Origin of the sequence: Bradyrhizobium sp. A5, from assembly GCF_042076515.1 — a bacterium.
Taxonomy (GTDB): Bacteria; Pseudomonadota; Alphaproteobacteria; order Rhizobiales; family Xanthobacteraceae; genus Bradyrhizobium; species Bradyrhizobium cosmicum.
This window is the reverse complement of sequence record NZ_CP148990.1, coordinates 4,162,237-4,177,018: the sequence shown is the minus strand read 5'-3', so window position 1 is coordinate 4,177,018 and position 14,782 is coordinate 4,162,237. Positions and strand designations below refer to the sequence as shown.

At 64.5% G+C, this 14,782-nt stretch carries 16 protein-coding genes; 8 read left to right on the top strand and 8 right to left on the bottom strand.

What is annotated here, in order from left to right:
* Position 1: 1 nt before the first annotated feature.
* The 4 genes from WHZ77_RS20170 to WHZ77_RS20155 are packed head-to-tail and all read left to right on the top strand — an operon-like array spanning position 2 to position 2,932.
* Positions 2-691 (top strand): Fe2+-dependent dioxygenase, encoded by a 690-nt coding sequence (locus WHZ77_RS20170; protein ID WP_015686806.1) that lies wholly within the window; start codon positions 2-4, stop codon positions 689-691.
* Entirely contained in the window at positions 688-1,650 is a 963-nt protein-coding gene (gene exbB / locus WHZ77_RS20165) for a tonB-system energizer ExbB (RefSeq protein WP_375309535.1), read from the top strand. Before WHZ77_RS20170 ends, exbB begins: the two co-directional genes overlap by 4 nt.
* Before the next feature lie 3 nt (positions 1,651-1,653).
* On the top strand, positions 1,654-2,121 hold the full coding sequence (gene exbD, locus WHZ77_RS20160) for a TonB system transport protein ExbD (RefSeq protein WP_151642213.1): 468 nt from the start codon (positions 1,654-1,656) through the stop codon (positions 2,119-2,121).
* 16 nt (positions 2,122-2,137) lie between these two features.
* Positions 2,138-2,932 (top strand): TonB family protein, encoded by a 795-nt coding sequence (locus tag WHZ77_RS20155; RefSeq protein ID WP_375309534.1) that lies wholly within the window; start codon positions 2,138-2,140, stop codon positions 2,930-2,932.
* On the opposite strand, the gene WHZ77_RS20150 is transcribed toward WHZ77_RS20155, so the two are convergent.
* The 3 genes from WHZ77_RS20150 to WHZ77_RS20140 all read right to left on the bottom strand — a co-directional run bounded on the left by WHZ77_RS20150 (position 2,920) and on the right by WHZ77_RS20140 (position 5,030).
* The gene (locus WHZ77_RS20150; protein ID WP_375314770.1) at positions 2,920-3,345 is read right to left on the bottom strand and encodes a hypothetical protein; all 426 of its coding nucleotides are present in this window, start codon (positions 3,343-3,345) and stop codon (positions 2,920-2,922) included. The two genes, WHZ77_RS20155 and WHZ77_RS20150, sit on opposite strands and share 13 nt — an antisense overlap.
* A gap of 65 nt (positions 3,346-3,410) precedes the next feature.
* Positions 3,411-4,091, bottom strand: coding sequence for a site-2 protease family protein (locus WHZ77_RS20145; protein ID WP_375309533.1), 681 nt, complete (start codon positions 4,089-4,091; stop codon positions 3,411-3,413).
* Positions 4,092-4,160: 69 nt separating this feature from the next.
* Positions 4,161-5,030, bottom strand: a complete 870-nt coding sequence (locus tag WHZ77_RS20140; RefSeq protein ID WP_375309532.1) for a LysR family transcriptional regulator — start codon at positions 5,028-5,030, stop codon at positions 4,161-4,163.
* 89 nt (positions 5,031-5,119) lie between these two features.
* Here WHZ77_RS20140 and WHZ77_RS20135 point away from each other — a divergent pair, with 89 nt between their 5' ends.
* Positions 5,120-6,031 carry a DMT family transporter gene (locus WHZ77_RS20135; RefSeq protein ID WP_375309531.1) on the top strand — a complete coding sequence of 304 codons (912 nt, stop codon included), beginning with the start codon at positions 5,120-5,122 and terminating at the stop codon, positions 6,029-6,031.
* Between the two features lie 2 nt (positions 6,032-6,033).
* On the opposite strand, the gene WHZ77_RS20130 is transcribed toward WHZ77_RS20135, so the two are convergent.
* The 5 genes from WHZ77_RS20130 to WHZ77_RS20110 all read right to left on the bottom strand — a co-directional run bounded on the left by WHZ77_RS20130 (position 6,034) and on the right by WHZ77_RS20110 (position 11,121).
* Positions 6,034-6,426, bottom strand: coding sequence for a GFA family protein (locus WHZ77_RS20130; RefSeq protein WP_375309530.1), 393 nt, complete (start codon positions 6,424-6,426; stop codon positions 6,034-6,036).
* Between the two features lie 7 nt (positions 6,427-6,433).
* Positions 6,434-7,180 (bottom strand): SDR family NAD(P)-dependent oxidoreductase, encoded by a 747-nt coding sequence (locus WHZ77_RS20125; RefSeq protein WP_375309529.1) that lies wholly within the window; start codon positions 7,178-7,180, stop codon positions 6,434-6,436.
* 17 nt (positions 7,181-7,197) lie between these two features.
* A complete protein-coding gene (locus WHZ77_RS20120) occupies positions 7,198-7,929 on the bottom strand; it encodes an SDR family oxidoreductase (RefSeq protein ID WP_375309528.1) in 732 nt (243 codons plus the stop codon).
* 138 nt (positions 7,930-8,067) lie between these two features.
* The gene (locus tag WHZ77_RS20115; protein ID WP_375309527.1) at positions 8,068-9,897 is read right to left on the bottom strand and encodes an IlvD/Edd family dehydratase; all 1,830 of its coding nucleotides are present in this window, start codon (positions 9,895-9,897) and stop codon (positions 8,068-8,070) included.
* A gap of 123 nt (positions 9,898-10,020) precedes the next feature.
* Complete coding sequence (locus WHZ77_RS20110; RefSeq protein ID WP_375309526.1) at positions 10,021-11,121, bottom strand: LacI family DNA-binding transcriptional regulator; 1,101 nt, start codon at positions 11,119-11,121, stop codon at positions 10,021-10,023.
* Between the two features lie 202 nt (positions 11,122-11,323).
* Between WHZ77_RS20110 and WHZ77_RS20105 the strand changes: the two genes are divergently transcribed.
* The 3 genes from WHZ77_RS20105 (at position 11,324) to WHZ77_RS20095 (ending at position 14,781) form a co-directional block, all read left to right on the top strand.
* The gene (locus tag WHZ77_RS20105) at positions 11,324-12,385 is read left to right on the top strand and encodes an ABC transporter ATP-binding protein (RefSeq protein ID WP_375309525.1); all 1,062 of its coding nucleotides are present in this window, start codon (positions 11,324-11,326) and stop codon (positions 12,383-12,385) included.
* A 69-nt stretch (positions 12,386-12,454) separates the two neighbouring features.
* Positions 12,455-13,768 (top strand): ABC transporter substrate-binding protein, encoded by a 1,314-nt coding sequence (locus WHZ77_RS20100; RefSeq protein ID WP_375309524.1) that lies wholly within the window; start codon positions 12,455-12,457, stop codon positions 13,766-13,768.
* Positions 13,769-13,833: 65 nt separating this feature from the next.
* Positions 13,834-14,781: a carbohydrate ABC transporter permease gene (locus WHZ77_RS20095; RefSeq protein ID WP_375309523.1), complete on the top strand. Its 948-nt coding sequence runs from the start codon at positions 13,834-13,836 to the stop codon at positions 14,779-14,781.
* Position 14,782 lies beyond the last annotated feature (1 nt).

Below are 14,782 nucleotides of genomic sequence, written 5' to 3'. Positions count from 1 at the left end.
CATGCTGACGTGCCTGCCTGGCGTCCTGAGCAAAGATGATGTGGCGGATTTCCGCCGCATCATGGACGCCAGCGATTGGGAAGACGGCCGCTCGACTGCGGGGGCGCAGTCGGCCATGGTCAAACGCAACGAGCAATTGCCGCCGGATGGTGAGGTCGCGCGCAAGCTCGGCAACCGCATCATCTCGGCGCTGACGTCCAACCCGCGCTTTATCGCGGCGGCGATACCGCTCCAGATCTTCCCGCCGCTGTTCAACCGCTACGCCGCGAGCGGCGGCCACCATTTCGGCCTGCACGTCGACAATGCGATCCGCGGCGACCGCCTGACCGGCCTTCGCATCCGCACGGACCTGTCTGTCACGCTGTTCCTCGCCGAGCCGGAGGAATACGACGGTGGCGAACTTGTGATCGAGGACACCTACGGTTCGCACGAAGTCAAGTTGCCAGCGGGCGACTGCGTGCTCTATCCCTCAACCAGCCTGCATCTCGTAACGCCGGTAACGAGGGGAGCGCGGGTTGCGTCTTTCTTCTGGCTTCAGAGCATGATACGGGACGATCAAGCCCGGAGCATGATCTTTGACCTCGACACCGCGATTCAGGCGCTGGTGGAACGGCTCGGGCGCGACGATCCCGAAACGGTCAAATTGACGGGTATCTATCACAACCTCATTCGCCACTGGGCCGAAGTATGAAGATCATGTCCTTCCGAGCAAGCCTTGCCGCAGCCGTGATGCTGGCGGCCGCCTGGCTCGCATTCCCTGTTTCTGCCCAGCAACAAACCGCGCCTGCGGCAGCGCCGTCATCGGCAGCGGCCGGTCCGGCGACGGTGCCTTCGACCCCAGCGCCGGCGGCTGTTGCCCCGGCGGCGGCCACGCCGGGAACTCCCCCGACTGCCTCCGCACCGGCCGACGCTGTGCCGGGCGAGCCGGGCGGCCGTTCGGTGAAGTCGACCGCCCCCACCATGAAGGAATTGTCGCCCTGGGTGATGTTCATGTCGGCCGACATCATCGTGAAGGCGGTGATGATCGGGCTCGCGTTCGCGTCGCTGACGACATGGGCCGTCCTCATCGCCAAATCGATCGAGCTGTCGGTTGCCTCCGCCAAGCTTCGTTCGGCATTGAAGAAAGTTTCGGAAGCGCGCTCGCTGGCGGAAGCGCAGATGGCGCTCGGCGCCAAGCAGGGGGTGTTGCCGTCCTTCCTCGCGTCCGCGCTGCGTGAGGCGCGGATGTCGGCAGGCATCTCCAGCGATGCCGGCATCAAGGAGCGCGCAGCTTCGAGCTTCTCCGAGATCGTGCGCGCCGAGGGTCGGCGCATCCGGATCGGCATGGGCGTGCTGGCGACCATCGGCTCCACGTCGCCCTTCGTCGGGCTGTTCGGCACGGTCTGGGGCATCATGAACAGCTTCATCGGCATCTCGAAGTCGCAGACCACCAACCTTGCCGTAGTCGCGCCGGGCATCGCCGAGGCGTTGCTCGCCACCGCGATCGGCCTGGTCGCCGCGATCCCCGCCGTCATCATCTACAACCACTTCTCGCGCGTGACGAAGGGCTATCTCGAGCTCGTGAGCCGCGCCTCGGGTGCGGCTGCGCGCCTGCTGTCGCGCGATCTCGACCGCAGTCACGGCAGCGTGCATTCGCGCGCGGCGGAGTGAGCCATGGCCGTTTCGATCACGGACAACGATGACGACGACGATTTCAACGAAACGCATGACATCAACGTCACGCCTTTCATCGACGTCATGCTGGTGCTGCTGATCATCTTCATGGTCGCAGCTCCGTTGTCGACGGTCGACCTGCCGATCGATCTGCCGACGTCGACATCGACGCCGCAAAAGAAGCCCGACAAGCCGACCTATGTCAGCATCAAGCCGGATCTTTCGGTCGCGATCGGGGAGAATTTCGTCAAGCGCGTCGACCTCGTCAGTGCGCTCGACAACACGCCGGACATGAGCAGGGACAAGTACATCTTCCTGCGCGCCGATCGTGCCGTGCCGTACGGCGAGCTGATGGCCGTGCTGGAGTTCCTGAACAAGGGAGGCTATTCCAAGGTTAAGCTGGTGACGCTGGAAGGTGTCCCGGGGGCAGCGCCGCAGGGCGCGCCGGCGGAAGCACCGAAGCCGTGACGAAGGCCCGACGCCGATGTCCGATTACGAACTGAAACCGTCTCGCAAGCTGTGGGTGTTCGCCGCAGTAGGGGCGCTCGCGCTTCATCTTGGCGGGGCCGCGCTGGCGCTGGCCTATCTGCGCAACGAAGAACCGGATTTCATCGCGGATCCGCAGGGCATCGAGGTTGGACTCGAGGCCATGTCGCCCAATGGCGAACCCAGCGAATTGCCGCCCGGGCCTGACTCGAACGAGTCGGTGGCCTCGCCCGAGCTGACCCAGCAGAAGGCCGAGCTCAAGGAGAGCAGCCTTCCCAAGGACGTCCCGATGGAGGTCGAGGAGGCCGACCGGGCCGTGACGATGAACGAGACCAGGAAGCCGGTCGAGGAGGAAACCAAGGAATCGGTTGTCCCCACGGCCGCCTCGGTGGCTTCACCCGCCGCCGAAGCGACGGCGATGCCGACTTCCGATGCGGAAAAGAAGAGCGACCGATCGGTGCGCATTCGCCAGGGCTGGGAAAAGGACCTGGTCGCGCATCTCGACCGGCACAAGCGCTATCCCAAGGGCCTGTTCAAGGCGGCTGAGCTATCGGTTCGGATGACGCTCGACCGGCTTGGCCACGTGGTCGAGGTTGCCATCGAGAAGGGCTCGGGCGATGCGGCGTTCGACGAGGCCGCCATCGGAATGGTCAGGCGCTCCGATCCCGTCCCGACCCCGCCAGCGCTGGTCGCCGACGAAGGGCTGACCTTCGTCTTGCCGGTGCTGTTCAGGAAGAACGAGAAGGGCGCCAAGGCCGAGGCCGCAGCGCGGCCGTCTTCTCAACGCCAGTAGAGCCGGATCGCGACGTAGACCACGACCAGGCAGGCGAAGATCAGCGCCACCGGGAGCGGCCGTTTCTGGGTTCCGCCGAACGTGGCCGACACGAAAGAGGCTGCGGTCTTCTTCGGCTTCGGCGTCGGTCGCCGGAAAGCGGTAACATTGTCCGCCGCCGGTTCGGCCGCGCGAGTCTGGACGTCGGGCGCGGTTCCCGCGCCGCCCATCTCGGCATAATAGGCCTTGTAGATCGCGCCGATGGTGGCCTCACCGGCTTCGCCCTCGCTCATCTGCGCCAGCAGGTTCTTGTAGCTCGCGAGGAACTCCTGGGCCTCCGGAGGCAGAGCGGACGACCCGTTCAGCTTGGCCATCATCTTCCAGGTGGCGAAATCGGCGCGGGCACGGGTGTCGGCGCGTCGCGCGATCAGCATATCGGCAGCTTTGACCAAGTCGGCCTCTGGCCCTTCGGCTTGTGTGTTCGGGTGTCGCTGTTCAACTACGCATTGCCGGTCAGAAAGAGAACAGCCTGAATCACATAACCGGTCAACGTTCGCAGTATTGCTGAAATAACATCAAGATTTAGACCTAACTGCGAGCCCACGAGCGGCAGCAGGATCAGGAGGCCGATCAGGATCAGCATCCCGAACGGCTCGAGCCGGGCCAGCGGCAGCGCGAGCGGCCGCGGCAGCAGCCCGACCGCGACGCGGCCGCCATCGAGCGGGGGGATCGGCATCATGTTGAAGACGGCCAGGACCGCGTTGATGAGCAGCGCGTTCTTGAGGTTGTCGAAGATCCACTGCGCAGAGCCGGCCGGTGCCAAGGGCAGGGCGTGGAGGGCAAGAGCCGCCGCGAGCGCCAGCAGGATGTTCGTGGCGGGCCCGGCCAATGCCACCCAGACCATGTCGAGCCGGGGGTTGTTAAGCTTGCGGAAATTCACCGGCACCGGCTTGGCGTAGCCGAATAGGAACGGCGAATGCGCGAACAGCAGCATCGCCGGCAGGATCACGGTACCGAACGGGTCGATGTGCTTGATTGGATTGAAGCTGACGCGGCCGAGCTGCGCGGCGGTGTTGTCCCCGAGACGGTCCGCGACAAAGGCGTGCGCGGCCTCGTGAAAGGTGATCGCGAGTACCAGCGGCAGCACCCACACGGAGAGTTCATATAAGGAAATGTTCACGGCTCGTCCGTCCCGGTTCGCTTGCGGCCTTGCAGCCAACCCGGCCGATCCGGTGGTGGGGGCAACCCGTCAGCTATGGATATGGGACACCGGTTCCGAAATCCCAAGCTGTAAATGATCCGCCAGCAGCGCCGCCGGCTGTGACAGGTTGCGCGCACGGTGGAGGCGGATGTCCGCCGCCGGCAGCGAAGGCAGGCCATTCGCGAGGACGCGTAGGCGAGGGGGCAGGATACCGGCCTTCACGACCGTGATCGCGAGGCCCTGCGCCGCGATCGCCTCCACCGCTGCGAGCGTCCGGCTGACAAAGGCCAGCCGCCAGGGCCGGCCGGCGGCATCGAGGGCCTCCGCGGCCCATTGCCGGAACAGGCAACCCGGCGGGTAGAGCGCGACGGGCAACACGTCGTGCTGCATGCCGGCTGGATACGACTCGGCCGCGGCCCAGACCGCTTGCTCGCTCCGTAGCAACTCGCCGCCACCGCGTCCCTTCGGGTGCATGGCGATGACGAGATCATAGGCCTCGCCGAGTCGCGCCGGCATGGTCGCGGTCAGTCCGGTCTCGATCTCGACCTGGATCTCCGGATGGTTTTGGGCAAAGCGCGCCAGCAAGGGCGGAATGACGATCGTGCCGTAATCGTCCATCACGCCGAGACGGACGACGGTTTCGTACTTGCGCGCGCGGAGCGCATCGACCGCCTCGGCATTGAGGTCGAGCAGCCGCCTGGCATAGATGAGGAGCTCATCACCTGCCGCGGTCAGTGCCACGCCGGCCCTGGTGCGCTGAAACAGCTTTGTCCCGAGCCGTTGCTCCAAACGCCTGATCTGAACGCTCACCGCCGATTGGGTTCGGTTGAGCATCGCGGCCGCGCGCGTGAACGAGTGATGCTCGGAGACGGCAAGGAAGGCCTTCAGCAGATCGGGATCGAGAACAGGTGCGGTCATGATGAAAACTTATCCCAGCATGACGGAAATTCCATTCCCTGTTTGGGCGAGCCTCGTATGCTGCTTTCAAAGCATCAACGGGAGGACTTGTGGGCGAAATCTCCGGCGTTCTGGCCGCCGTGCTGTCGAGCGGCCTCGGTGGCACCTCGATTGGCGCGACGCGCTATCTCGTCAGCAGTCTCGATCCGCTGGCGATCGGCTCGTTCCGGTTCGGCATCGGCTTTCTGCTGCTGTTGCCGCTGACGCTGTTGCGCGGCGACCGCTGGCCGGGGCGAGGGGACTGGGCCGCTGCGATCGGGCTCGGCATCCTGTTCTTCGCGCTGTTCCCAATGCTGTTCAATGCCGCGCTGATCTTCACGACCGCCGCGCGCGGCGCGCTCGCTTTGTCGACACTGCCGCTGTTGTCGCTGGTGATCGGGGCCGCGCTCGGCGCTGAAGCCCTGACCTGGCGCAAATCGATCGGTGTGGTGATCGCGACGTTGGGCGTTGCCATTGCGCTGCTCTCCGACCTGGCCTCGGCACCAGCTGGCGCCTGGCGTGGCGATCTCTTGATGATGGCGGCGGCACTTTGCATGGCGCTCTACGGCATCTGGTCAAAACCGTTGATCGGCCGCTCCAGCCCGATTGCCTTCACGACGATGAGCATGGCGGCGGGCGCGGTTTGCCTCATCCTGCTCTCATATGTTCGCGGCAGCTTTGCGCCGATTTCCGGCTTCGGCCTACCGCAATGGCTGGCGGCTCTCTATCTCGGCGCGTTCGGCGCGGCGCTGACCTTCTATCTCTGGGCCTTCGCGCTGGAGCGGACGACGCCGACGCGCGTTGCGATCTCGGTGACGGTCAACCCAATCACGGCCTCGCTGGTCGGGGCCTGGCTGCTGAACGAACCGCTGCGCTGGAATCTGGCGGTCGGCATCATCGCAGTGTTCGCCGGGATCTGGATCGCGACGACAACAGGCCGAAGTGCACAGCCAGCGAGCGCGTCCGTTTCGACCCAGGCCTGACGTCAGGTAGGGATCGTCCCCGCATATTGTGTCAGGCCGTCATCGAGCTTCAGCCAGGCCAGTTTCTCCGAGACCCAGATATGCTCGGTCGGCGCGAAGGCGTTGCGGTCATCGAAGGTCGTGAGCGAAACGCCCGCCAGCGTGCCGTTGCGCCGCCAGGAGAACATGCGGGTGCCGCAGCGCTTGCAGAACACGCGGTCGATGGCTTCGGCCGAGGCATAGCGCGCTGTCTCGCCCTCGACGGTGAGGGCGCGCTGGTCGAACTGGGCGCGGGCGAAGTAGGGCGAGCCCATCGCCTTCTGGCACAAGCGGCAATGGCAGATGCGGACGTTGAGCGGCTCGCCCTCCGCCTTGAACCGCACCGCGCCGCACAGGCATCCACCTTCCCGGGTCATGGTGTCCTCAATAGGTTGCGCGTCCGCCCGAAATGTCGAACACGGCGCCGGTCGAGAACGCGCAGTCTTCCGATGCAAGCCAGCTCACCATCGCGGCCAGTTCCTCCACCAGTACGAAGCGGCCTTTCGGGATCTTCGACAGCATGAAGTCGATATGCTGCTGCGTCATCTGGTCGAAGATCGCGGTCTTCGCCGCCGCTGGCGTCACGGCGTTGACGAGAATGTCGTGGGCCGCGAGCTCCTTGCCGAGCGACTTCGTCAGCGCGATCAGGCCGGCCTTGGAGGCCGAGTAGTGCGCGGCGTTGGGATTGCCTTCCTTGCCGGCGATCGAGGCAATGTTCACGATCCGCCCGTATTTCTGCGCGAGCATCGCGGGCACGATCGCCTTGCAGACGATGAAGGGACCGTCGAGGTTGATGCGCAGCACCTTGCGCCATTCCTCCAGATCGGTCTCCCAGACCGGCTTGTTGACGCCGGCGATGCCGGCATTGTTGACGAGGATGTCGATCTTGCCGAAGGCGGCGAGCGTGGCATCGCGGGCCTGCTCGACGGCCGCGGTGTCGGTGACGTCGACTTTGAAGACCTTGGTCTCGCCCCCAATCTCCTTTGCTGTCTTCTCGGCCAAGCCCGAGTCAAAATCCCAGATCGCGACCCTGGCGCCGGAGGCGACGAAGCGCTCGGTGATGGCACGGCCAAAGCCCTGCGCGCCGCCGGTGACGATTGCGACGCGGCCGTTGAGATCGATCTTGTTCATGCTGGCAGCCTCTGGCGTCAGAGCATGTAGCCGCCGTCGACGACGAGGTCGACGCCGGTGGTGAAGGCGCTTTCGTCGCTGCCGAGATAGACCGCCATGGATGCGATCTCGTCGGCGGTGCCGAGCCGGCCCATCTTCTGGCGGGAGATGAACATGTCCTTGCCCTGCGGGCCCTGCGCTGCGGCGCGGTCGAGCATCGAGGGGGTCTCGACGGTGCCGGGGCAGATACTGTTGCAGCGGATGCCCTTGGTGATGAAGTCGAGCGCGACCGCGCGGGTCAGCAGCGACACCGCGGCCTTCGACGCGCTGTAGACGTAACGGTTCGCCGGCGGCCGCAGCGCGGCGCAGGACGAGATGTTGACGATGCTGCCGCCGCCACCCGCGAGCATGTCGGGCAGGAACGCCCTGATGGTCCGGTGCATCGACTTGACGTTGAGGTCGAACGAGAAGTCGAAATCCTCCTCCGAGCACTCCAGGATGGTGCCGTGATGCACGAAGCCGGCCGCGTTGAGCAGGATGTCGATCTTGCCGACGCGCTTGGCGAAGGCGTTGACGTCGGCGGTGTTGCGGACGTCGAGCTTTGCGACCTCGGCGATGCCTTCCTTGGTCAGGCCCGCGATGCCGCTCTCGTTGATGTCGGTGGCAATCACGGTGGCGCCCTCACGCGCAAACGCGATGGCGCATGCGCGCCCGATGCCGGCCGCTGCAGCCGTGACGACGGCGCGTTTTCCTTTGAGGCGGTCTGCCATTTTGTTTTTCTCCTCTGAATTTCTTGCGGTCATTCCGGGGCGCGCCTCCTGGCGCGAGCCCGGAATCCATTATGCGACGGGTTCTAAGGTCTGATGGATTCCGGGCTCGCGACTTCGTCGCGCCCCGGAATGACAGTGCTAGTGATTGTCCCGCGCCACGCCGAACGTGCCGGCGACGTTCTGGTAGCGCGTGGCGAGCTCCATGCAGGCGCCGGTCGATTGCTGACCCACCGTGTTGCGATAGATCTCCTGCCACGGCGTCTGGTTCGGTGGATACTTGAAGCCGCCGCTGGCCTTGAGCTCGGCGTGGCGCTTCTTCAGCTCCTCGTCCGAGATCAGGATGTTGGCGCTGCCCTTGTTGAGGTCGATGCGCACCTTGTCGCCGGTCTTGAGGATCGCAAGGCCGCCATTGGCGGCAGCTTCCGGCGAGGCGTTCAGGATCGAGGGCGAGCCCGAGGTGCCAGACTGGCGGCCGTCGCCGATGCAGGGTAGCGCGAGAATGCCGCGTTTGATCAGCGCCGCCGGCGGCTGCATGTTCACGACCTCGGCGCCGCCGGGATAGCCGATCGGTCCGGTGCCGCGGACGAACAGCATGCAATGCTCGTCGATGTCGAGCGAAGCGTCGTCGATCCGCGCGTGATAATCCTCCGGTCCCTCGAACACGATGGCGCGGCCCTCGAAGGCATTCAGGTCCTTCGGGTTGCTGAGATAGCGGTCGCGGAATTCCTTGGAGATCACGCTGGTCTTCATGATCGCGGAATCGAACAGATTGCCCTTCAGCACCAGGAAGCCGGCGTCCTTCACCAGCGGCTTGTCATAGGCCCAGATCACGTCGTTGTCGGGCATCGGCGCGTCCTTGCAGTTCTCGCCGATGCCGCGGCCATTCACCGTGACCGCATCCTCATGGATGCGCTTGTGCTTCATCAACTCGCGCACCACGGCCGGCACGCCGCCGGCGCGGTGGAATTCCTCGCCGAGATAGAAGCCGGCCGGCTGCATGTTGACCAGCAGCGGCACGTCGTGGCCGACCTTCTGCCAGTCGTCGATCGACAGCTCGACGCCGATGTGGCGGGCCAGCGCGTTGATGTGGATCGGCGCGTTGGTCGAGCCGCCGATCGCCGAGTTGATGACGATGCAGTTCTCGAACGCCTTGCGGGTCAGGATGTCCGAGGGCTTGAGGTCTTCCCACACCATCTCGACGGCGCGTTTTCCCGTCTCGTAGGCGATCTGGCCGCGCTCGCGATAGGGCGCGGGGATTGCGGCGCAGCCCGGCAGCGAGAAGCCGAGCGCTTCGGCGAGGCCGTTCATGGTCGACGCCGTGCCCATGGTGTTGCAATGGCCGACCGAGGGCGCCGAGGACGCCACGATCTCCATGAACTCCTCGTAGTCGATCTCGCCGGCAGCGAGCCGCTCGCGCGACTTCCAGACGATGGTGCCGGAGCCGGTGCGCTCGCCTGCGTGCCAGCCGTTCAGCATCGGGCCGCCCGACAGCACGATCGCGGGCAGGTTCACGGTCGCCGCCGCCATCATGCAGGCGGGCGTGGTCTTGTCGCAGCCGGTGGTCAGCACCACGCCGTCGAGCGGATAGCCGTAGAGGATCTCGACCAGGCCGAGATAGGCGAGGTTGCGGTCGAGCGCCGCGGTCGGGCGCTTGCCGGTCTCCTGGATCGGATGGGTCGGGAATTCCATCGCAATGCCGCCGGCCTCGCGGATGCCTTCGCGGACGCGGTGCGCCAGCTCGATATGGTGGCGGTTGCACGGGGAGAGGTCGTTGCCGGTCTGGGCAATGCCGATGATCGGCTTGCCGGACTGCAACTCGGCGCGGGTGAGGCCGTAATTCAGATAACGCTCCATATAGAGCGCGGTCATGCCCGGATTATGCGGGTTGTTGAACCATTCCTGGGAGCGGAGGTGGCGGCGAGCGCCGTTGCTGGCGGGCGCATGCCCATTGGTTGGGTTTTTTGTCATTGGTTTCTCCTGCAATGCAAACGCACTGGCGTCGGGGGGCTCAGCTTCGGCTGGTGCGATGCCCAACGGCGCGGTCGATGGTTCAAAGGCCCGTTGGCGGGTCATTTCCTCACGAGGTTGATACTACTCATGGCTACTTGGTAACGCTATCATTTTGTTCGTCGCGCCTGCGCCGGATACGGCTGGCTTGCTGTCCGGACGCCGTGATGCCGAGCTCTGCCGCTCGATCACCTTGAAGCCGAGATCGAGCACCGGACGCTCCGGGCGCCGTCCGTCGATCGCCTCGATCAGCATGGTCGCGGCGGTGTTGCCCATCTCGTAGCGGTTGGTGCGCACGCTGGTGAGGGTGGGGACCGCGGAGGCCATGAACTCGAGGTCGTTGAAGCCGACGATCGCGATCTGTTCGGGGATCGCGATCTCCCGGCGCCGGCATTCGAAGAGAACGCCGAGTGCGAGGTCGTCATTGGCGCAGAACACCGCATCGATGCCGGGCTCGCGTCCGAGCAGGTCGGCGAAGAGGGTGCCGCCGAGCGTCACCGAGGTCGGCGTCGCCGTGGTGACGACGAGGCGCTGTTCGAACAGGCCTGCTTCCTTCATGGCCGAGACATATCCGTCCAGCCGCCGCTGCACCCGCGGGTCCATGCGCGCGCCGACAAAGCCGATCTTGCGGTGGCCTTGCGCGAACAGGTGCGCAACGGCCGCGCGCGCCGCATCATAGTGCGAAAAGCCGATCATCATGTCGACCGGATCGGGCCCGACCTCCATGATCTGCACGATCGGGCAGTCGGCGGCCTCCAGCATCGCGCGCGATTCCGCGGTCTGGTCGATGCCGGTGACGATCAGTCCGGCCGGCTTCTGCGCCAGAAACAGGCGCAGCAGCTTCTCCTCCTGGAGAATACTATAGCGTGTGTTGGACAACTGGATCGAGTACCGGCTGCCTTCGGAGGCATCATAGATGCCGCGCAGCACGTCGGAGAATACGTTGTTGGTCAGCGAAGGAATCAAGACACCGATCACCTCGGTGCGTTGCGAGGCCAGCGCGCGTGCCGCGAGGTTCGGCACGTAGCCGAGCTCCATGGCGGCGCTCTCGACCCGCGTCCGCTTGGCGACCGACAGCGCCTCCGGATTGCGGAAGAAGCGCGACGCCGTGATCGGGCTGACGCCGGCAAGCTCGGCGACTTCCGCCAGCCGGATTTTGCCTGACTTGGTGCGTTTTCGACCCATTTGCTGCTCTTAACACAGTCACCCTCGCAAACAAAGGAACGTTGACAGCGCTACCAGCAGCGACTAACCAAAGACAAATTGCCAAAACCGCACAAACTGCCGACAATGTCGCTCGCCAAGATCGGGCTTCGGTTGGTGAAGTCTGAAAAAACAAGACGGTCGCGGCGCTCGGAGCGTCGTGGACTTTCGAGGAGGGAGCTAGATGTCGTCTGTGCAAATCCGCGACGTGCGGAAATCGTTCGGCAATTTTGAAGTCCTGCACGGCGTCTCGATTCCGATCGAGGATGGCCAGTTCGTCGTTCTGGTTGGTCCCTCCGGCTGCGGCAAGTCGACGCTTCTGCGCATGCTCGCAGGCCTCGAGAACATCACCTCCGGCACGATCTCGATCGGCGACCGCGTCGTCAACAATGTCCAGCCCAAGGAGCGGGACATTGCGATGGTGTTCCAGAACTACGCGCTCTATCCGCACATGACCGTGGCCGAGAACATGGGCTTCTCGCTGAAGCTGCGGAACGCGGGCTCCGACGAGATCAACAAGCGCGTCAAGCGCGCCGCCGAAATTCTCGCGCTGGGGCCGTTGCTCGAGCGCTATCCGCGCCAGCTTTCCGGCGGCCAGCGCCAGCGCGTCGCCATGGGCCGCGCCATCGTGCGCGATCCCCAGGTCTTCCTGTTCGACGAGCCCTTGTCGAACCTCGACGCCAAGCTGCGCGTCGCCATGCGCACCGAGATCAAGGAGCTGCATCAGCGGCTGAAGACCACGACCGTCTACGTCACCCACGACCAGATCGAGGCCATGACCATGGCCGACAAGATCGTCGTCATGCATGACGGCATCGTCGAGCAGATGGGCACGCCGCTTGAGCTCTACGACAAGCCCGACAACCAGTTCGTCGCCGGCTTCATCGGCTCGCCCGCCATGAATTTCCTCAAGGGGCATGTGCGCGTCAATGGCGTTGCGACCTTCGAAGGGCCGAACGGCGTCAAGCTGCCGCTCAAGAACGCGCCGGCCGCGTCCGACGGCCGCCCGGCCGTCTATGGTGTGCGGCCCGAGCATTTCACCATCGCCGACGACGGCGCCGATGCCGAGATCATCGTGGTCGAGCCGACCGGCTCGGAGACGCAGGTGTTCGCCAAGGTCGGTGGCGAGCAGGTCGTCGCGGTCTTCCGCGAGCGCCACCAGTTCAATCCGGGCGACAAGGTCAAGCTGAAGCCTGACCCGTCGCTGGTTCACTTGTTCGACGAGGCGACGGGCAAACGCATGTAGCGACGCCGAGGAACTGCCCAAGAACTACACAACATAAATATAAAATCTTAGGGTCTTAGGGAGAGAATGATGAGCAATTTCGACAGGCGAAGTGTGCTTAAAGCCGGCCTGGGCGGCGCGGCCTTGCTCGCCGGCCCGGGCATCGTCCCGGTCCGCGCGGCGGAGTGGACCAATGTGCCGGAGGCGAACGCCTCCATCCGCGTGCTGCGCTGGAAGCAGTTCATCCAGGCCGAGTTCGACAAGTTCGCCGAGCAGACCAAGAAGTTCTCCGAGAAGACCGGCGTCAAGGTCAAGCTCGAGGCCGAGAGCTGGGAAGACATCCGTCCCAAGGCCGCGGTCGCTGCCAATGTCGGCGCTGGTCCCGACCTCATCATCGGCACGCTCGATGATCCCCACAAATTCCCGGAAAAGCTCATCGACATGACCGACGTCGCCGATTATCTCGGCGCCAAGTACGGCGGCTGGTATCCGGTCGCCGAACGCTACGGCAAGAAGGGCAACAGCTGGATCGCCATCCCGCAGGGCGCGACCGGCGGCTGCCTGAACTACCGTATCAGCCACATGAAGGCCGCGGGCTTCGAGGAGTTCCCCAAGGATACCGCCGGCTTCCTCAAGCTCTGTCAGGCATTGAAAAAGAACAACACGCCCGCCGGCTTCGCGCTCGGCCATGCCACCGGCGATGCCAATGGCTGGTGCCAGTGGGCGCTCTGGGCGTTCGGCGGCAAGGTCGTCAACGACAAGAACGAGGTCGTAATCGACTCGCCGGAGACCATCGCCGCGCTCGAATACGTCAAGCAGCTCTATGAGACCTTCATCCCCGGCGTGCTGTCGTGGAACGACAGCAACAACAACAAGGCGTTCCTGAACGGCGAACTCAGCCTGACCCTGAACGGCATCTCGATCTGGACCGTCGGCAAGAACTCCACCGATCCCAAGCAGCAGGAGATCGCCAAGGACATGAACCACGCGCCGATGCCGATCGGTCCCGTGGGCGTGCCGACCGAGCAGCAGAACGTGCTGGTCGCCTACGGCTACAAGCACTCGAAGTATCCCAAGGCGGTGAAGGAATACATCAAGTTCATGTGGGATAAGGAGAACTACGACGCCTGGGAGGTTTCCTCGAACGGCTACGTTTCTCCGCCGCTGCCGGCCTACAACGACAACCCGGTGTGGACGTCGGATCCGAAGATCACGCCGTTCCGCGACTGCCTGAAGCGCAGCCGCGACAACGGTTTTGCCGGCGATCTCGGGTATGCCTCCGCCGCCGTGATGGGCGACTTCGTCGTCGTCGACATGTTCGCGGAAGCCGCCTCGGGCTCTGTGACGCCGAAGCAGGCGGCCGCGCGTGCCGCCGAGCGGGCCAAGCGCTACTATCAGGTCTGATCAGTCCAATCCGCGCGGCGTCCGGTTCGCCGGACGCCGTGACTATTCGTCGAGAGGAATCCGACATGGCAGTTATGGCCGAGCCCGTTGTCGCGCCTGTAAGGCGCAGCAGCCTGTGGAGCAGAGCATTCGAGAGCCGGCATTTTCTCGGCGCGATGTTCATGGTGCCGGCTATCGCGATTCTCATCCTGTTTCTGGCTTACCCGCTGGCGCTGGGCTTCTGGCTCGGCATGACCGATACCAAGATCGGCGGGGCCGGGCGCTTCATCGGCTTCCAGAACTTCGTCTCGTTGTCGAAGGACTCGGTGTTCTGGCTCTCCGTGTTCAACACCATCTTCTATACGGTCGCCGCGAGCGCCGTGAAATTCGCCATCGGGCTTTACCTGGCGCTGCTGCTCAACGAACGCCTGCCGTTCAAGTCGATGATCCGGGCCATCGTGCTGTTGCCCTTCGTGGTACCGACGGTGCTCTCGGCGATCGCGTTCTGGTGGATTTACGACAGCCAGTTCTCGATCATCTCCTGGGTGCTGATCAAAGCCGGCCTGATCACGCGCTACATCGACTTCCTCGGCGATCCCTGGAATGCGCGCTGGTCGGTCGTTGCCGCCAATATCTGGCGCGGCGTGCCGTTCGTGGCGATCACGCTGCTTGCCGGGCTCCAGACCATCTCGCCATCGCTCTATGAGGCCGCCAATCTCGACGGTGCCACCAACATGCAACGCTTCCGCCACATCACGCTGCCGATGCTGTCGCCGATCATCGCGGTCGTGATGACGTTCTCGGTGCTGATGACCTTCACCGACTTCCAGCTGATCTACACCATCACGCGGGGCGGGCCGATCAATTCCACGCATCTGATGGCGACGCTGTCGTTCCAGCGCGCCATCACCGGCGGCAATCTCGGCGAGGGCGCGGCGATCTCGAACGCGATGATCCCGTTCCTGGTCGCGGCGATCCTGCTCAGCTTCTTCGGGCTTCAGCGCTCCCGCTGGCAGCAGGGCGGGAGGGACTGAC